13 protein-coding genes are annotated in these 18152 nt (G+C 68.4%); 2 read left to right on the top strand and 11 right to left on the bottom strand.

Going from position 1 to position 18152, the window contains the following annotated elements; translation table 11 throughout:
* Positions 1 to 93: 93 nt before the first annotated feature.
* Both nudC and tal read left to right on the top strand, forming a co-directional pair.
* Complete coding sequence (nudC, locus tag VHP37_03320; protein HEX2825351.1) at positions 94 to 942, top strand: NAD(+) diphosphatase; 849 nt, start codon at positions 94 to 96, stop codon at positions 940 to 942.
* 12 nt (positions 943 to 954) lie between these two features.
* A complete protein-coding gene (tal, locus tag VHP37_03325) occupies positions 955 to 2040 on the top strand; it encodes a transaldolase (protein ID HEX2825352.1) in 1086 nt (361 codons plus the stop codon).
* Here tal and VHP37_03330 read toward each other — a convergent pair.
* From VHP37_03330 to VHP37_03380, 11 genes are all read right to left on the bottom strand, one after another.
* On the bottom strand, positions 2037 to 2732 hold the full coding sequence (locus VHP37_03330) for a hypothetical protein (protein ID HEX2825353.1): 696 nt from the start codon (positions 2730 to 2732) through the stop codon (positions 2037 to 2039). The genes tal and VHP37_03330 overlap by 4 nt on opposite strands.
* Complete coding sequence (locus tag VHP37_03335) at positions 2729 to 6943, bottom strand: YjbH domain-containing protein (GenBank protein ID HEX2825354.1); 4215 nt, start codon at positions 6941 to 6943, stop codon at positions 2729 to 2731. The genes VHP37_03330 and VHP37_03335 overlap by 4 nt, the downstream gene beginning before the upstream one ends.
* A gap of 154 nt (positions 6944 to 7097) precedes the next feature.
* Positions 7098 to 7781: a hypothetical protein gene (locus VHP37_03340; protein ID HEX2825355.1), complete on the bottom strand. Its 684-nt coding sequence runs from the start codon at positions 7779 to 7781 to the stop codon at positions 7098 to 7100.
* A 76-nt stretch (positions 7782 to 7857) separates the two neighbouring features.
* Positions 7858 to 8145, bottom strand: a complete 288-nt coding sequence (locus VHP37_03345; GenBank protein ID HEX2825356.1) for a hypothetical protein — start codon at positions 8143 to 8145, stop codon at positions 7858 to 7860.
* Positions 8146 to 8227: 82 nt separating this feature from the next.
* A complete protein-coding gene (locus tag VHP37_03350; GenBank protein HEX2825357.1) occupies positions 8228 to 10111 on the bottom strand; it encodes a hypothetical protein in 1884 nt (627 codons plus the stop codon).
* A 66-nt stretch (positions 10112 to 10177) separates the two neighbouring features.
* Positions 10178 to 11173, bottom strand: a complete 996-nt coding sequence (locus tag VHP37_03355) for a GDP-mannose 4,6-dehydratase (GenBank protein ID HEX2825358.1) — start codon at positions 11171 to 11173, stop codon at positions 10178 to 10180.
* A gap of 79 nt (positions 11174 to 11252) precedes the next feature.
* Entirely contained in the window at positions 11253 to 12353 is a 1101-nt protein-coding gene (gene wecB / locus VHP37_03360) for a UDP-N-acetylglucosamine 2-epimerase (non-hydrolyzing) (protein HEX2825359.1), read from the bottom strand.
* The gene (locus VHP37_03365) at positions 12353 to 13579 is read right to left on the bottom strand and encodes a glycosyltransferase family 4 protein (protein HEX2825360.1); all 1227 of its coding nucleotides are present in this window, start codon (positions 13577 to 13579) and stop codon (positions 12353 to 12355) included. Before VHP37_03365 ends, wecB begins: the two co-directional genes overlap by 1 nt.
* A complete protein-coding gene (locus VHP37_03370) occupies positions 13576 to 15237 on the bottom strand; it encodes an alginate lyase family protein (protein HEX2825361.1) in 1662 nt (553 codons plus the stop codon). The genes VHP37_03365 and VHP37_03370 overlap by 4 nt, the downstream gene beginning before the upstream one ends.
* Positions 15234 to 17375: a bi-domain-containing oxidoreductase gene (locus VHP37_03375; protein ID HEX2825362.1), complete on the bottom strand. Its 2142-nt coding sequence runs from the start codon at positions 17373 to 17375 to the stop codon at positions 15234 to 15236. The genes VHP37_03370 and VHP37_03375 overlap by 4 nt, the downstream gene beginning before the upstream one ends.
* Entirely contained in the window at positions 17372 to 18151 is a 780-nt protein-coding gene (locus VHP37_03380) for an AglZ/HisF2 family acetamidino modification protein (protein HEX2825363.1), read from the bottom strand. The genes VHP37_03375 and VHP37_03380 overlap by 4 nt, the downstream gene beginning before the upstream one ends.
* Between the last annotated feature and the right edge of the window lies 1 nt (position 18152).

The raw sequence follows: 18152 nt of genomic DNA on the forward strand, positions 1-18152 counted from the left end.
TCGCGCGTGCCCGGCTGCGCGCCTTGGCGGGTGCGGCGTTCGACAGGTTACACTAGGCGCCCCCCGCTCTCGCACCGCATCCGATTTCGCAATATGCCGTCTCTTTACACGCCCCATCACAGGGAACCCGCCGAGCGCAGCGGACCCGCGCTGTGGTTCGCGTTCGCGAAAACCGATCTCGTGGTGTGCGAGGATGCCGGCACGGCGTGCCTGCCGTGCTGCGCCGGGCTCGCCGAGCACGGCTTCGAGGGCCAGCGGCCGCAGTATCTCGGCCGGTACGACGGCCGGGACTGCTACGCGGTCGAGATCGACGACGCCGCGCAATTGCCGGAAGGCTGGCGGCGCGTGGGCCTGCGCGAGGCTTTCGCGCTCTTCGAGCCCGAGCTCGCGGCGCTCTCGGGCCGCGCCTACCAGATCCTCGACTGGGACCGCAACCATCAGTATTGCGGCCGCTGCGGCACGCCGACGGTCAAGCGCGAAGACGAGCGCGCGCGCACCTGCCCGACCTGCCGCCGCACGTCGTACCCGCCGATATCGCCGGCGATCATGGTGCTCATCACCGATGGCGCCAGCCGCGTGCTGCTCGCGCGCAAGGCGGGCTGGCCGGCCGGACGCTATTCCGCGCTCGCGGGCTTCGTCGAGCCCGGCGAGATGCTCGAGGACACGATCGCGCGCGAGACGCGCGAGGAGGTCGGCGTCGAGATCACGAACATCCGTTATTTCGGCAGCCAGCCCTGGCCGTTTCCGCACTCGCTGATGATCGCTTTCACCGCCGAGTACGCGGGCGGCGAGGTGAAGCCGGACGGCGTGGAGATCGAGGAAGCCCGCTGGTTCGACGTCGCCGAGCTCCCGACGCTGCCCGCGTCGATCAGCATCTCGCGGCGCCTGATCGACACGATCACCACCGGCATGCGCGCTGCATTCGTCACGAATTCCCGATAAAGCACCATCGTCATGGCAAATTCGCTGCTTGCATTGCACACGCTCGGCCAGCGCGTCTGGCTCGACAATCTTTCCCGCACCCTGCTCGAGGACGGCACGCTCGAGCGCCTGATCAACGAGGACAGCCTGGCGGGCGTCACGTCCAACCCGACCATCTTCTTCAAGGCGATCAGCGAGAGCCCGCATTACCGCGACGAGCTCGCCGCGTTGAAGCGCGACGCCGGCATGACGCCCGAGCGCCGCTACGAGGCCCTGGCGATCCGCGACATCCAGCGCGCGTGCGACCTCTTCCTCCCGCTGTACGTGCGCACCGACGGCGAGGACGGCTACGTGAGCCTGGAAGTCTCACCCGCGCTCGCGCACGACGCCGAAGGGACGATCGCGGCGGGCTTGCGGCTGAAAGGCGAGGTCAACCGGCCGAATCTGCTCATCAAGGTTCCGGCGACGAAAGCCGGCCTGAAAGCGATCGAGCAGCTCATCGGACAGGGCTGCTCGGTCAACGTGACGCTGATGTTCTCGCTCGACCACGTGCGCGACGTGTCGCAGGCCTACATGCGCGGCATCGAGCAGTGGCTGGGACGCAGCGGCGCCGATCCGCGCCCGATCAAGTCGGTGGCGAGCCTGTTCCTGTCGCGCGTCGACACGCTCGTCGACAAGAAGCTCGACGAGATCGGCGGCGATGCGCTGCAGCTCAAAGGCCATGCCGGCGTTGCGCTCGCCAAGCTCGCGTACGAGGAATATCGACAGGTGTTCGGCGGTCCGCTGTTCGCGCCCCTCGCCGCCAAGGCTGCGCGGCGGCAATACATGCTGTGGGCGAGCACGGGCACCAAGAACCCGGCGTACAGCGACGTCATGTACGTCGAGCCGCTCATCGGGCCCGAGACGATCAATACGCTGCCCGACGCGACGCTCAACGCGTTCCGCGATCACGGCCGGGCGGCGGCGACGCTGACCGAAGGACTGGATCACGCGCGACACGTCTTCGCGGAGCTCGCGCGTCACGGCATCCTGATGGGTGAAGTCGGCGAGGCGCTGCAGACGCAGGGCGTCAAGCTCTTTCAGGATTCGTTCGACGAGCTGCTGAAGCTCGTGCGCTAGCTACACGGCAGCCAATAACGTATCGGCTCGTCGAGCACGTCGCCTTTGTGCACCGCGCGCCCGTCGAGCACGTGCTCGAACTTGCCCGCGTCGTCGATGCGCAGGCGTATGGCATCGCCGCGACGGCCGAGCACGGTGCCGCGCACGATGTCGAGCGTCGCGACGCCGACGCGCAGCTCGCGGCACACGCGCGTGCCCGGCACGCCGATGACCGCCGCGCGCTCGGCGAGCGCGCGCGCACGTGCGATCATCCCTTTGGTCGGCGCACCCGTCGGCGCATCGTTGTCCCACGGCCCCGAATAGCGATCGCCGCCCGGCCACTCGTACACGCCGTCGCCGTGGCGGCGGTCGCCGAGGTAATCGCCGCTGTAACGCTCGCCCGCGGAAGGCGACCGGCTGCCCCAGACGTAGGTTCCCTTGCCCTCCTTGCGATCGGCGACGAAGTCGCCTTCGTAGCGGTCGCCGGTCGCCGGCCACGTCTTGACGCCGCGACCGTGCTTCCGGCCGGCGACGAACTCGCCGACATACGTCGCGATGCCGCGGGCCTCGCCTTTGCCCTGCGCAAGACCGCCGATACAGCCGCCGCTGTAGCTGCCCCGGAGCTCGGGATCGAGCACCTTGCACGCGGGACTCTGCGCCAACGCGGAGCTCATCGCCACGATGAACGACACGCCGGCCACTACAAGCTTCACCACGGCCACCACATCGAGATCGACGAGCCGTCGAAGAACACGCGCGGATCGCCTTTGCGCTGGTCGCGCGACGACTGCCAGAAGACGCGGCCGAGGCCGTAGCCGATGAGGCTGCTGGCGACGGTGTCGGACACCCAGTGCTCGCGGCTGCCGATGCGCGCGAGGTTCGTCAGCGCGGGCAAAGCGTACAGCCACGGCATGTCGTATTCGAGCGCAAAAGGCGTGGTGACGCTCCACGCGACCACGCTGTGCCGCGACGGGAAGGACTGGAACGTGTCGTCGCGCGTGCCCCATTCGAACGTCGTATGGTTCAGCCCGGTGTTCGGCCGCGCGCGTCCGAAGACGTATTTCAGACCCGTGGCGAGACCGAAGCCGGCCGCGCCGGCCTCGAACGCCGCATATCCGGTGCGCGAGCGGCGCGGATCGCTGCCGTCGATGGCGGCCAGACCCGCCGCGCCCATCGCCACGAAGGGGATGGCGTTGCCGAAGTCGATGAATCGATCGAAGCCGGTGTTGCCCGTGTGCTTTTCCGAGAAACGCCGGCCGCGGTTGTCGAGGATGCTGCTCGTGAGCACCAGCCCCGCGCCGATCGCGGTCGCGCGCAGCCAGTCGACCTGTGTCGCGGTCTTCGCCGCCGCGAGGTAATCGTTGGCGACGCGGCTCACCGAGAACGTCTCGGGCACGACTGCACCGATGAACTGGGTGCTGGCCTCCGGACTGAGATCGTCGAGCCCGCGCAGCGGATCGCGTACGCGCGCGGCGGGATTCATCCAGTCGATCTTCACGTACGGCATCAGCGTCTCGGCGCCGATCTCGCCGTCGAAGTAGCGCCGCAACACCTCGAGGTTGAAGAACTCGTAGCGCGCCTGAACCGTCGCGCCGCTGGAGATCGTGACCTCGACGCCGCGGGCGGAGAGCGGCGCTTTGAGCAGCGCGGTGCGCGCCGCGCGCCCGACCGCGCGTCCGATCGGCTTCAGGTCAGAATGCGAGGCCGCGATCACGACACGCTCGGACGTGTCGTAATCGACCCTGATGTTGCGATAACCCTGCGCGTACAAGTCCTCGACGAGACGATGCTGGTCGAGCGAGCCGGGCCGCTCCCACTGCTGCGCGGGCGGCTTCGGCGTCACCCGCGTATACGGCTCGACGACGTTGGGCTTGGGCGGCGGCGGGTTCTCGACCTTGCGGTCGACGACGTTGCGTTTCTCGTTGGGCTGGTCCGCAGGCGCATACCACAGCGTCCGGTCGCTGCGCGCGCTCGTCAGGTTGTAGAGCTGCACCGGACGGATGAGCATCGCTCCGCCGTCGCGCGTGAGCGGCCGCCACATCGTGTAGATGTTCGACCGGCTCGTACGCGTGAAGAGCGCGTCGAACGGGATGCTCAGGAAGACGCCCTTGTCGAAGCTGCCTTCGCCGAACTCGGCGGTCGACACGTTGGTGCGCGTGGCGAACGCCCCGAGCGTCACCCCGTTTCTGAAGACCTTCGAGACCTGCACGGTCGCGCCATAGTCCTTGGCGAGGTAGCGCCCGACCGAGACCTGCGCGAGCACATCGTTCCAGCCGGTGTCCCAGTAGATCGTGCCGTGCCCGGTCAACACGTCGTAGTCGCGGAAACCGAAGTGCTGGTCGAAGTCGCGCTGACGTACCGCGTTCGCATCGACGCCGAAGGCGAAGCGGCTGGCGAACGGCCGATACAGCCACTCCCCGCCGACGCCGCCGAACATCTCCTCGAGATAGCCGCCGTACGCGCTGTAGTAATGGCCTTCGGCCGCGCGCCCGACGTGCGCGGCGTAGAGGTTCGTCATCGTGACGTTCGACGTCGTCAGGTACTCGCGCTGGAACGTGCGCACGCGCGGCAGGCTGCTCGGTCCCGTGAACTTGAACTTGTCGTAGTTGTCCGCGAGGCGCAGCCGCACGCTGCTCGAAACCCACGTATCGGGCCGCAGGTTGAGGCGCAGGTCCTCCACCAGGCCGAGTTGCCACAGGATGAACGCGTCGGGTCCGCCGAGCACCTGCCCATACGAGAGGCGCAGGCCGTGCTCGAACAGATCGCGCGGGCGCCCGTCGTGCACCACCTCGCCGACGCCGGAGGCCGGCTGCGGCGTCTGCGCCACGACCGCCTCGCGCTGCTGCGACGGCGGCAGCGGATGCACGCGCTCGGCGACCCATGCCTCGCGGTCGACGACGTGCTCGGCCATGTCCGCGCCGGCGTTGCGGTACGAGAACCGGAACAGATCGACCGACGGCGGCGCGTCGCGGTGGAGCACCGCGGTGCCGCGGTCCAGCCGATAGCGCCAGTACGCCGCGCCCGCGTCGTCGAAGGTCACGTGCACTTCGTTACCGTTGCGCTCGATGCTGCGCACGCGCCAGTCGGTCTGGCTCGCGAGGTCCTGCGCGGTCTTCGACCAGTCCGGCGCCTGTGCGGGGCGGGCTTCGCGCACCGGCACCGGTTTCGGATCGCTCGCCTTGGGTTGGCCGAGCCGCGGGAGATCGGTATACAGGGTCACCCCGAACATCAGCTTGTCGCCGCGCTCGTAAGCGACCGTGAAGTCGAGCCCTTTCGCGGCTTTGTAGACGACGCCCACGTTGATGGGGGTGCGCTGGCGCTGGTTGTTCGCCTGCGGCTCGTGCTGGTAATCGTTGCCGTCGTATTCGACCTTCACCGTGAGCGGATCCCACGGGGTGTGGTACTGCACGCCGCCGAACAGCGCCGCCGGCCCGTGGAAATACGTCGAGAAGGAGAGCTCGCCGCCCTGCCCGGTGAAGCCGCCGCGCGTGTCGAAGCGGCTGCCGAAGATGCGCAGCGGATTGCGTACGTCGCCGCGGCCGCCGAGATAGCCCCAGCCCAGCCCGAGGCTCCAGTCGAAGTCGCCGGTGCGCTTGTTGCCGACGACGTATTCGCCGGCGAAGAAGCCGGTACCGCCGATGTCGCGCAGTCCGACCGCAACTTCGGGCAGGTAAGCCGATTCCTTCCACGCACGCAGCTTGATGTCGAAGCTCTTGTCCTTGTAGTTCTGGTCGCCGGACAGCTCGGGCGCGCCGTAGGGACGATTGTTGACGTTGGTATAGCGAAAGCCGCCTTCCAGCCAGTCGAACGGCTGGAACATGACGTTGCTGCGGCCGTACGGCGCCGTGTAGCTGTAATGGAACGACAGGTGCCCCGCGGTGCGCATGCGCGCCGTCGGTGTCTGCAGCAGCCCGACGTTGCCCCAGTCGCTCGAGCTCACGGTCAGGTCGCGCGATCTCGGCTCGCGCGCTTCGTTGCGCAGCATCACCGGCGCGGGCTCGGGCACCGGCGTGCGCGGCGCATCGCCGGGCGCCGGCGGCGCGTACGCCGCGAGCAGCGCCTCCGACAGGCCGAGCGACATGCCGCCGCCGAGCACCATGCCCTCGCCGGCGCCGGCGGTCGCGCCCTGATCCGTCGGAACGTCTTTCAGCGCCGCCCGATTTTCGATGGTGTCGGCGGGTGCGGGCGCAGTGCCGGGATCAGGCGCCGGCCCCTGGGTCGCGAGAAACCGGATCAGCTTTTCGGAGAAGCCTTCGTCCCAGCCGGCGCCGCGCGCGGGCGCCCAGATCCACGCCCCCGCCGCGGGTTCGTCCTGGCGCTCGCGGTTCCACAACGCGATGCCGACGCGCTGGACGCGGCCGTCGGGCTGCGCGATCCACGCCCAGTCGACGCCCGCGCTCGAGCACGCGTCGATGTACGCCCGCGCTTCGCGTCCCGCCTGATGCACCACTGCGCAGCGCGTCCCGTCGGATGCGACGACCGTCACGGTGCGCGGCCGCCTGGGCATGACGAGGCTGTGGCCGGGGGCGAGCAGCGGGTCGCGCGACGGGTTCACCTGGAGCCAGCGCCCGTCGGCGCTCGCCACGGGGACACGACCGGTCACAGGCAGCCCGGAGACCCAGTCTTTCAGACGCCTGAGCGCGCCCGCATCGCCGCTCACGCCGCGTTGCCCCGCCGCGAGCGCCGTGACGATCTCGAGCTTCAGCAGCGTCTGCCCCGGCACTTCTTCGGGCACGCGCCAGCTCACACCGAGCGGGTAGTCGTCAGGCGAGCGCTTCTGCTGGAGCAACCAGTCGCTGAGCCGGGGCTGGCGCAAAGGCCGCGCGGGCGGCTTGGCGGCGGCCGGCGTGTCCGTGCGCGGCGCGGGCGATTCCGCGGGCGGGTTCTCCGCCGCTCTCAGCGCGCCGGGGACCGCGAGAGCCACCGACGCAGCCGCAGCCGCAATGCGCGCGCCGGCGCGACGCGTGGGTTTCCGCCGCCTGGGTTTCAATCTTCGGAGAGGGAGCTTCGTTGTGGGACGGGCTTGATCGACGCCCGCCTCCGCCCGGAGTTTACATGCAGTCCGGACCCAACGGCGCCTAGCGTGTAGCGGCCTGCTGCAGCGCAGCCGACCAGCGCTGCCAGCTGAAGCACAGGTCGGTCGCGAGGCACTGCTCGGCGTAGACGACGGTGCCGCCCGCGCTGGAGAGATCGACCGCGTAACGAGCGGGCGGCAACACGTTCGAACCCGATCCGGCGCTCTGCGTCACCCGCTCCTCGAACCACGTGAGGCTCTCCGGCGCGACGGCGCGCAGCGCGGTGCTGGAGGGCGCGGCGATCCGCCGCAGCGCGAGCTCTTCCGTGAGGCCCGAGATGTATCCGGGCATGACGTCTCGCGTGCGCACCACGCGCGACGCCTCGGCGGCGCCTGCGGCCGCGGTCCACGACGGCGCGGACACTTCCGCGCCGCGCCACTCGGTGGTGAGGCCGAGCGCCCCGACGATCCTGCCGTTCTGGACGCGGATCACCTCGCCGAGCCCGCTGTAGTAGACGTCGATGCGCCCCGCAGGCGCCTGCTCGACGCTGCCGCGCCACAGCATCGCGACCTGCTTGCCGCGCGTGACGCGGATGTACTCGAGCCTGGGGTCGAGCGCGGCCGAGTCGGTCGAGGCGGATTTCGGCAGGACCTCGCGCATCGATTGAACCACCGCGCTGAAGCCGCCGGTGCACGCGGGCAAGGCGAGCAGTGCGGCGACGGCGAAGGTCAGGCGTGCGGTGCGCATGGCAGGGTCGGATTCCGGCATGAAAAAGGGCCTCGGCTTGCGCCGAGGCCCTTTCTAAACCTCTGTTTCGAGACGACTAGTTCGTGCCGGTCGCGGTCGCAGTCGCGGTCGCGCCACCGCCGTTGTCGTCGCCGCCGCTGGCGATCGCAGCGATCACGCCGATGCCGATCGCGATGCCGGCCGCGCCCGCTACGCCGATACCCGCTTCCGGAGCGCCGCCCGCCGGGGTTGCCGGGGGTTCAGCCGGGTCGACCACGGCCGCATTCGCCGCTGCCAGGGATAAGCCAACCAGTGCTGCCACCAAAGCCGCTTTTAATTTCATGTGTTGCTCCTTGAGGACGGGGTATTCGTACGCCGAGTTCATGTTACCACAGGTTGTATCGGCAAGATCAAGTGGATTCGTAGCCGTTCCACACCGAAAAGCAGTCGGTGTGCCCATTCCGCCGTCATCCCGGGGTGCGCTGCTGAGCGCGACGCTCGGTCACGCCGAGCGCCTCGCCGGGGGGCTCGACGGCGAACGCGCTCAGGCGTGAGTCTTCGGTCGCGGCCTGCGCATCGACGGTGAGCGTCTCGTCCTCGAACGAGACGCGCATGCGCAGCAGGTGCACGCCGCGGCTGCGCAGGCTGCGCAGGCGCTCGGCGGGAATCGAGCCGCTGGACACCAGCACGTCGCGCACGCCGTGGCGCTCGACGAGGCGCGGCGCATCGCCCGGGGCGTAAATGCGGCAGCCGCGGATAATCTTGCCCACTTTCATCGGGTCGTCGTCGAGGAAGCCGACGACGCGGTAGCGGTGCTCGGCGTTGTTCGCGAGCTCGCGCAGCAGCCACTCCCCGCCGTCGCCGGCGCCGTAGATGAGCGCCGGCGTCGCCTCGGGATGGGCTGCGCGCTGCCGGTCGGAGATCAGCGTTCCCAGCATGCGGAACGAGAGGCGGCTCGCGCAGATGAGCGCCAGCAGGATCAGCGCGTCGAGGACGAAGACTCCGTTCGCGCCGCGCACGCCGCCGGTCATCAGGTTGACGACGAACGCGCTCAGCACCGCCGCGGCCACGGTCGAGCGCCCCATCACGATCACGTCGGCGACGCTGAAGTAGCGCCACATGCCGCGATAGACGCCGCCTGCGAGCAGCGCGATCTGCTGTATCACCAGCACCGCGGGCAGCGTGAGCACGAAGATGTTGAAGTGCTCCAGCGAAAGGTCGCCGCCGAAGCGGAAGAGAAAGCTCGCGAAATACGCGAGCGAGATGAGCATGAGGTCGAGGAGCACCTCGAAGATGCGCTTCTTGTACGAGAATTCGACCAGCACGTTGACGAAGCGATTGCTGACGTCCGGACTGTCGGGCTGGTGGATGCGCACCTTCCCGAGATGCAGCCCGAAGAAGAGGATGGTCAGCGCGAACGTGAGCACGAGCAGCAGCGCCACGTGCACGTTGATCACGCGCACGTAAAGGCCGAGCGCCCCCGACGCCGCCGCGATCAGCCACAACATGAGCACCGCGTTGCGCTCGGACATCCCCAGCGCCACCAGCCGGTGCGACGTATGGTCCCTGCCCCCCTGCGACACCGGCCGCCCGTAGAACTTGCGCGTGACGGTGACGAAGCCCATGTCGAAGATCGGGATCAGGAAGATGAGCACCGGCGTGAGCAGGACCGCCGCGAGATTGAAGGTCCGGCTGTAATCGTTGAGCAGCGCGGTCGCGCCCACCGTGAGGCCGAGGAACATCGAGCCGCAATCGCCCATGAAGATCGACGCGGGATGGAAGTTGTAGACGAGGAAGCCCAGCAGCGCGCCGGCGAGCAGGCACACCAGCATCGCCTCCGCAGGCTGGCCGTTCGCGACGAAGCCGATGATCATCGCGACACAGGCGATCAGCGACACGCCGCCGGCCAGGCCGTCCATGTTGTCGAGCAGGTTGATCGCGTTGGTGATCGCGACCAGCCAGAAGATCGTGACGATGTCGTTGAGCGTCTCGTAGCTCGACCACGGCAGCTTCACGCCGAAATGCACGATGCCCGCGGCCGCGATGAGCTGCAGGCTCAGCTTCGTGTAAGGCTTGATCTGGACGAGATCGTCGATGAAGCCGGCGACGAAGATGAAGGTGCCGAAGGCGAGGATCGCATACGCCTTCGGGGCGGGCGGCGCGAACAGCGCGAAAGCGACGGCGAACGCGAGATAGATGCCGACGCCGCCCAGCATGGCGGTCGGCTTCTGGTGCCAGCGGTCCTTGCGGGGCTTGGCGACGACGCCGTAGTGGCGCGCCGCCGCGCGCACGCACGCGGTGAAGAACAGGCTCAGGAGAAACGCAGAAAGCGCCGCAAGCGCGAGTTGCATGTGCCTTCCAGGAGTTTTACGTGACGCCGCGGCGCCCGCGCGCGGTGCGCGCGGCGCCGGCCGGCATCAGACGGCGACCCGCCGGGGTCCCCGCCGCTCGTGCGTGCCCTGCTGGAACTCGATCACGCTCGCCAGGATGTCGTCGAGCGTCTTCTTCGGTGAGTACTGGATGAGACGCTGGATCTTTCCGATGTCGGGCACGCGGCGCTGCATGTCCTCGAAACCGTCCTCGTACGCCTCGGTGTACGGGATCAGCACGATCTTCGATTTCGAGCCGGTGAGCGCCTTGACGCGCTGCGCGAGCTCCATCATCGAGATCTCGCCGCTGTTGCCGATGTTGTACACCTCACCCACCGCGTCGTGGTGATCGGCCAGGCCGATCAGCGCGCCGACCGCGTCGTGCACGTGGGTGAAGCAGCGGGTCTGCTGGCCGTCGCCGAAGACCGTGATGTCCTCTCCGGCGAGCGCCTGCTTGACGAAATTCGGGATGACCATGCCGTAGCGGCCCGTCTGTCGCGGGCCGACGGTGTTGAACAGGCGCGCCACCACGGTGGGCACCTTTTTTTCCTTCCAGTAGGCGATGGCGAGGAACTCGTCGATCGCCTTGGAGCAGGCATAGCTCCAGCGGCCTTTGCTGGTGGGACCCATGATCAGATCGTCGTCCTCGCGGAACGGGACCTTGTCGCGCTTGCCGTACACTTCCGAGGTCGATGTGATCAGCACGCGCTTGCGCTTTTTCGCCGCCAGCTTCAGCACGACGTCGGTGCAGCGGATGTTGGTCTCGATCGTCGCGACCGGGCTCTCGACGATCAGCCGCACCCCGACGGCCGCGGCGAGGTGGTAGATCACGTCGCACAGGTCGACCAGCTCGGCCATGAGGCGGGTGTCGCCGACCGACTCGATGTAATACGTGAAGTTCGGATGACTTTTCAGGTGCTGGATATTCTCGATGGCGCCCGTCGAGAGGTCGTCCACCACGTAGACCTCGTCGCCGCGCTCGAGCAGCCTCTCGGCCATGTGCGAGCCGATGAAGCCCGCCCCTCCTGTGATCAGCACCTTCATCTGGTTTCCTTTCAATGCGGAACGACTATTGTCCCATACTGCGAACACGGCGTCAGGCCGTCTTATGCCGTCAGCAGGCCTACCAAGTCGGGGCTCGACGCAAAAGGTCTGCCACCACGCGCCCGGCGGTCCTGCCGTCCCATAGCTGCGGCGTTCGCCCCTGAGGCCAGCGCCGCTCGTGTATGAGCCGTATCGCGTGCGGCACCTCGCCCGGCCGCATCAGCCGATTCGTTCCTTCGGTGACGGTGATGGGGCGCTCGGTGTTCTCCCTCAGGGTGAGGCACGGGATGCCGAGATACGTCGTCTCCTCCTGGAGCCCGCCCGAATCGGTGATCGCCACCGCGCTCGTCGACAACAGGCTCATGAACTCGATGTAGCCCGCGGGCTCGAGCAGGGTGATGCCCGGCTGCTTCAGCGTCTCCCACAATCCGAATTCGACCAGGCACTTGTGCGTGCGCGGATGCACCGGGAAGACCAGCGGCAGGCTGCGTGCGCTCTCGCGCAGCATATCGGCCAACACCCGCAGCTGCGCGGGATCGTCGACGTTGCTCGGACGGTGCAGCGTGACCACGCCGTATCCGCCCGCCGCGAGTCCGAGCTGCCGCGCGTACTGGCGCGCCTCGAAACGCGCCCGGCTCATCTCGAGCGCATCCATCATGATATTGCCCACGCGGCAGATGCGCTCCGCCGGGACGCCTTCCCGCGCGAGATTTTCGTCGCCATCCGGCGACGGTGTCCACAGCACGTCGGCAATCGAGTCGGTGACGATGCGATTGATCTCTTCGGGCATGCTGCGGTCGCCGCTGCGCAGCCCGGCCTCCAGGTGAGCGACCCGAATGTGCAGCTTGGCCGCCGCGATGGCGCACGCCAGGGTGGAGTTGACGTCGCCGACCACGATCGTGCAGTCGGGACGCTCGCGCATGCAGAGCTTTTCGTACTCGATCATGACCCGCCCCGTCTGCTCGGCGTGCGTGCCGCCGCCGACGCCCAGGTGTGCGTGGGGGTCGGGTAGGCCGAGATCGGAGAAAAATGCATCCGACATGTTGCGGTCGTAGTGCTGGCCGGTATGGACGAGACGCGGACGCAGCGCATCGGGCAGCGCGGCGAGCGCGTTGTAGAGCGGCGCGACCTTCATGAAGTTGGGGCGCGCGGCGGCGATGAGATCTATGGTGTAAGGCATCAGGTCTGGACCGGGTTCAGGTTCTCCAGCACATCGAGCATGCGCCTGGCGAGGACGTCGCGATCGTACTCGGTGCAGACGAAGCGTCGGCCCGCCTGCGCCATCGCCTCGCGCTGCTCGCGTTGCGCCGCGAGCTCGCGGATCGCCTGCACGAGCGCGTCGGTGTCCGCAGGCGGGATCGCACGGCCTGCGCCCGCGCGCTCGAGGATCTCGCGGCTTTCGCCGCGCACGCCCAGGATGATCGCGCGGCCGACCGCCATCGCCTCGAACATCTTGGACGGAATCACCTGCTCGAAGAGCGGCAGGTTGCGCAGCAGCACGAGCGCGACGTCGGCGAGCTTGAGGTACTCGGGGACCTCCTGCTTCGGGACCGAGCCGGTGAATATGACGTTCGTAAGCCCGCGGCGCGCGGCCTCGCGCACGAGGTCGTCCTTTTCGGCGCCCGTGCCGACCACCACGAACCGGATGTCGTCGCGATCGAGCAGGCGCTCGGCCGCCTCGAGTATCGACGACAGGCCGTGCGCCATGCCCACGGTGCCGATGTACGCGGCGACGAACTTGCCTTCGACGCCGAGACGCGACGCGAGCGTCTCCGGCCTCGCGCCGGGCTTGTAGAGCTCGAGATCCGCGCCGTTCGGCACCACGGCGACGCGCGACGCGGGTATGCCGTTGGACGTGAGCACGCGCTTGAACGAGTGCGTGAGGCTCACGATCATCGCGGCGCGCCGGTATAGGAAGTATTCGAGCTTGCGCAGCATGCGGATGACGAGCGACTCGCGCATCGCGCCGACCGCCACGATCGAATCGGGCCAGAGGTCGCGCAGCTCGAACACGAAAGGCCTGCGCTTCACGCGCGAGATGAGGTAGCCGGCGACCGCCTGCAGCAGGTGCGGCGAGGTCGCCACCACTACGTCCGGACGCGGCAGGAAGATCGCTCGCGCGACCGCGGCGAGCGCGAAGCTCGCCTGATCGAGCGTGCGCCGCACGAAGCCCGCGTTGGGCGCCATGTACGTCCACACGCGCTTCACCTCGATACCCGCCATGGTCTCGCTCTGAAAGCGGTTGGACCAGCCTTCGAAGAGCTTGCCTTCCGGGAAGTTAGGGACCGCGCAAACGACCGTCACGCGATGTCCCGCGGCCACCCAGCGCCGAGTGTGCTCGAAGCACCGCGCGGCGCCGGCGCCCATCTCCGGCGGAAAGTTGTCGCACACGAAGAGAATGTTCATCGCGGTGCTGCGGCACGCAGGCTGACGCGCGTCGTCACGGGCAGCGCGCCTGACGCGGCCCACGCGATCACCGGTCGCTCGACGACGCAGCCGAACTCGGGCGCGTAGGTGCCACGCTCGATGGCGACCGAATCGCATGCCGAAACGTCTAGCCTAAGCAGCGTGCCGTCGCTGCAGCCGAGCTCGAAGCTCCTGTCGCCACAATCACGCACGCTCACGTCGGGGTGCAGGGTTATGCGTCCGCAGACGCGGTGGGGGCCGCGCCCCTCGACGCGATCGATCCACACGAGCTCGTTCTCCCTCATCGTTATTTCTCTGCGATGCACCGGACGCCCGGCAAGCCGCGAGTACCCGTCGTGCGAGCACGCGATGGAGATTGCGTCCGCGCCCGCGCTCACCTCGTGGTCGAATGGCCGCGCACGGCGCGCGACCCGGAACCCGTGCCACACCTCGGAAGAGCTCTCTGCGTCGATCTCGACGGTGTTGTGCGCGCGCGTCGAGCGCTCCCAATCGCGCACGCTTCCCGTGCCGTAACGCGAAGTTCCCGAATTGCAGATGATGCGCCGGCCCTGCCAGGACAGCTCGAAGGAGAGCGTGTCGGCGTGGGCGTGGGCGGTCAGGTATTGGGGGCCGACGGGAGCCGCGTCGAAGATCAACGCGGCGGGTCCGAGTCTAGCGCTGACGTAGCCGCTCTCCCGCAGGTATTTTAACCCAGCGGTGAAGCCGCACCGCGCCGCGAAGCCGAGTCGCCGCGCGTAGGCCGCGATGTCCGCGGGCGCGGGCGCGATGCCGAACGCCGCGTCGTTGAAGAAAGCGATCCCCCCGTCCGGGTGGCACATCGCGTCGAGCCAGTCGAGCATCGCCGGCACCGCCGCCATCCACGATGCGAGCCCGGCCGAGAGCGCGCCCGACGGCGTCGCTGCGTAAGCGCGCGCGACGTTGACGAGGTCGAGCACGTCTTCGAGGACGATCGAGTGGTACATGGGACTGAGCTCGAAATGTCCGCCGTCGGCGAGAATCTGCTCGGGCATCTCGCGCGCGAGTATGCGCAGACCGGTCGCCAGCCACCCTTCGGCTTCCGGGCCGTCGAAGTACAGGCCGACGTAGACCAGCGCCTTCGCGTTCTCAAAAAGGTGATTGCCGAGCAGGTGCCATTCGAGGCGACGCGCGAGATGGCGCGCCTGCACCGCGAGGCTCTCGTGCGCGCGCGGTGCGAGCGCGTTGCCGTCGAGCGTCCATTTGATCCAGTTCACGATGCGCAGCGACAGCGGATAAGGCTCCCACCCGGTGCCGTGCGCGGGCGGGTTCTCGCCCAGCCAGTTGTCGATGACCGCGTGCCCGAGCGATGGGTCGCCCGCGACTTCGGCGGCGTGCAGCACGTCGAAGTAGTGCAGGTTGTAGAGCCACAGCTTGGGCCAGTCGGCGCGGTCCCAGTCGCCGGGCCCGACCTCGCGCTCTTCATTAAGGAAACGCATGCGCCGGGGTCCCGGCAGCGCGCAGCCGCGCCCGGGGTGCGCGGCCCACGTCCCGCTCGCCGGACGGCGCGGTGGCGCGGCGCGCAGGTCCGGCGACGGCCGGCGCAGTCGGAACGCGATGCGGCCCGCGACCTGACCCGGCCGCAGGTGACGCAAGGTGTGGAAATAACGCGAGACGCTCAAGCGCCCGTTCGCAGACGCGCGGCCGCCTCGAGCGTGACGCGGCTCACTTCGAGCAGCTCGTCGAACGCGATCGGCGATGCGCCGCCGGTCGCGACGGCCCGCACGAAAGCGCCGGCGCAAGCGGCATTCCCCTTGTCCTGGCTCCACAGGCGCATCGAGCGCAAACCCGGCCAGCCGTAGCCGGTCAGGCGCCGGAAATTGTCGAGCTGCAGGATGCGCCCGGCGCAGAACACTTCGACGCGCTCCTTGGGAAACGACTTGTGCCCGTCGGTGAGGTAATGCACCGTGCCCGACGAGCCATCAGCGAACGTGAGCGTGAGAATCGCCGCATCGTCCGGATCGCTCGCCGCGGGCGTGGCGGTGACCGTGCCGATCGGGGCACCTGCCAAGAAGCGCATGAGGTCGATGAAGTGGCAGGCCTCGCCGACGATGCGGCCGCCGCCGACGCGCGGATCGCGCGTCCAGTGGTCGGCGGGAATGGCGCCCGCGTTTACCGTGATCACGAACGACTTCGGCGAGGCGACCGTCGCGAGCAGCGCCTTCATCCGCTGCACGTGCGGCGCGAAGCGGCGGTTGAAGCCGACCATCACGAGCGGCGTGCGGCCGCGAGCGAGCGCGTCGGCGTGAGCCGCCGCGATCGCGTCGAGGCCTTCGGGCGTGATCGCCAGCGGCTTCTCGACGAAGACGTGCTTGCCCGCGCGCAGCGCCTCGCACGCGAAGCGCGCGTGAGTGTCGTGGCGCGTGCAGACCACGAGCGTGTCGATGTCGTCATCGGCGATCAGCGCGGCGGTGTCGGTGGTCGCCTGCTCGAAGCCGAACTTGCGCCCGGCGTGCACCGCGCTCACGCCGCCGCTCGAAGCGATCGTCTTCAACCGCGCGCCGGCGTCGCGCAGCGCCGGGATCAGCACCGCCGTTCCGTAACCGCCCGCGCCGATCACGCCCATGACTGGCGCGCCGGTGCGCGCCTCGGCGGCGGCCGCGGGCAACGGCGTCGTGCGCACCATGAGCGCAGGCGCGCGCGCGGCGTCGGCAGCGGCGTACTCGAGGACGATGCCGAGGCTCGGCTCGCCGCTCGACAGCAGCGCGTACGCTTTTTCGGCATCGTCGAACGCGATGCGGTGCGTGACGAGTGGCGCGAAGTCGACGCGGCCGTCGCCGAGCATGTCGAGCACTGCCTCGAAGTTGCGCTGCTCGGTCCAGCGCACGTAACCGACGGGATAGTCGTGGCCCTGCTCTTCGTACGCGCGGTCGTAGCGGCCGGGGCCGTAGGAGCACGACACCTGGAATGTGAGCTCTTTTTCGTAGAAGTCGGCGCGGGAGAGCTCGAGGCCGGTGACGCCGACGAGGACGATGCGGCCGCGCTTGCGGCACATCAGCGCCGCCTGATGCATGGGCTCGCTGCTCTTCGTCGACGCGGTGACAATCACCGCGTCGGCACCGATGCCGCGCGAGTACGCCTGCGCCGCGGCGACCGGATCGGCGCCGCGGCCGACGTCGACGACTTCGGCGCCGAAAGTGCGGGCGAGTTCGAGCCTGCCTGCGTCGGGATCGATACCGAGCACTCGGCAGCCCTGTGCGCGCAGAAGCTGTACCGCAATGAGGCCGATGAGACCGAGACCGGTCACGACCACGGTCTCGCCGAGCGTCGGCTGGGCAAGCCGTATTCCCTGCAACGCGATCGCCGCAAGCACGGTGAAAGCGGCGTCCTCGTCGCTCACACCGTCCGCCACTTTCGCGCAGAGATTGACGGGCACCGTCACGACCTCTGCATGCTTGCCGTTCGAAACGATGCGATCGCCGACCTTAAAACGCGTGACGCCCGCGCCGACCTCGAGCACCGTGCCGACGTTGCAGTAACCCATCGCGATCGGCTGGTCGAGCTTGTTGCGCACCGCCCTGAGCGTCGGGGCGAGACCGTCGGTCCTGATCTTGTCGAGGACCATGCGCAGCTTGTCGGGCTGCTGCCGCGCCTTCTCGATCAGCCCCGCCTTGCCGAAATCGACGAGCATGCGCTCGGTGCCCGCCGAAACGAGGCTTCTGCGAGTCGCGACCAACACGTGACCCGGCGGCACGGCGGGACGCGGCACGTCGACGATTACCGTTTCACCGGAGCTGAGGTTTTGCAGGACCTGTTTCATCGCGGCGCGGCTCCCGCGATGAGCGCGTCCTTGTCGGCACGCGCTGGATAGTTGATGAGCACCGCTCTATAGACGCCTTTGAACACGAAAAGGCTGCCTGCCGCGGCGCCGACGATTCCGCACGCCGCTATGAGCTCTTCCAGATGCTTGAGCGAACCTGCGCCTCCCAGCGCCGTCAGCGGCACCGTGACGCCGTCCATGATCGCGCGCACCAGCGTGAGGTCGTAGCCTTTCATGACGCCGTCGTTGTCGATCGAGTTCACGACGATCTCACCCACGCCCAGCGACTGCAGCTCACGCGCGAACTCGGCGGGTTCACGCCCCGTCGCGCGCGTGCCGTTGTGCGTCCAGATCTCCGGTTCGCCGCTGCCGCCTTTTCTCTTCGCGTCGAGCACGGCCACGACGCTCTGGCTGCCGACCACCCCCGCCATGTCGCTGACGAGCGCAGGCCGCTCGACCGCCGCCGAGCTGATCGCCACTTTTTCGACCCCCAGGCTCACGATCTTCTCGACCTGGGCTACGGTCTTCACACCCCCGCCATAGCAGAGCGGCATGCGGCACTCGGCGGCAAGCTTGCCGATGAGGCCGTAATCCGGCTCCCGGCCCTGCGCCGACGCGTCGATGTCGAGCACCATCAGCTCGTCGACTTCCTTCTCGTTGAAGATGCGCACGGCATTGATGGGGTCGCCGACGTACTTGGGACTGCCGAACTTAACGGTCTTGACCAGACCGTTGTTCTTGACCAGCAGGCACGGGATGATCCGTGGCAGCAGCATC

The sequence above is a fragment of the Burkholderiales bacterium genome, assembly GCA_036262035.1.
GTDB lineage: Bacteria > Pseudomonadota > Gammaproteobacteria > Burkholderiales > SG8-41 > JAQGMV01.

Excerpts from the sequence above, each read along its gene's own strand:
- nudC (HEX2825351.1), top strand. The coding sequence starts at position 94 with ATGCCGTCTCTTTACACGCCCCATCACAGGGAACCCGCCGAGCGCAGC.
- tal (HEX2825352.1), top strand. The coding sequence starts at position 955 with ATGGCAAATTCGCTGCTTGCATTGCACACGCTCGGCCAGCGCGTCTGG.
- VHP37_03340 (HEX2825355.1), bottom strand. The coding sequence starts at position 7,781 with ATGCGCACCGCACGCCTGACCTTCGCCGTCGCCGCACTGCTCGCCTTG.
- VHP37_03345 (HEX2825356.1), bottom strand. The coding sequence starts at position 8,145 with ATGAACTCGGCGTACGAATACCCCGTCCTCAAGGAGCAACACATGAAA.
- VHP37_03350 (HEX2825357.1), bottom strand. The coding sequence starts at position 10,111 with ATGCAACTCGCGCTTGCGGCGCTTTCTGCGTTTCTCCTGAGCCTGTTC.
- VHP37_03355 (HEX2825358.1), bottom strand. The coding sequence starts at position 11,173 with ATGAAGGTGCTGATCACAGGAGGGGCGGGCTTCATCGGCTCGCACATG.
- wecB (HEX2825359.1), bottom strand. The coding sequence starts at position 12,353 with ATGCCTTACACCATAGATCTCATCGCCGCCGCGCGCCCCAACTTCATG.
- VHP37_03365 (HEX2825360.1), bottom strand. The coding sequence starts at position 13,579 with ATGAACATTCTCTTCGTGTGCGACAACTTTCCGCCGGAGATGGGCGCC.
- VHP37_03375 (HEX2825362.1), bottom strand. The coding sequence starts at position 17,375 with ATGAAACAGGTCCTGCAAAACCTCAGCTCCGGTGAAACGGTAATCGTC.
- VHP37_03380 (HEX2825363.1), bottom strand. The coding sequence starts at position 18,151 with ATGCTGCTGCCACGGATCATCCCGTGCCTGCTGGTCAAGAACAACGGT.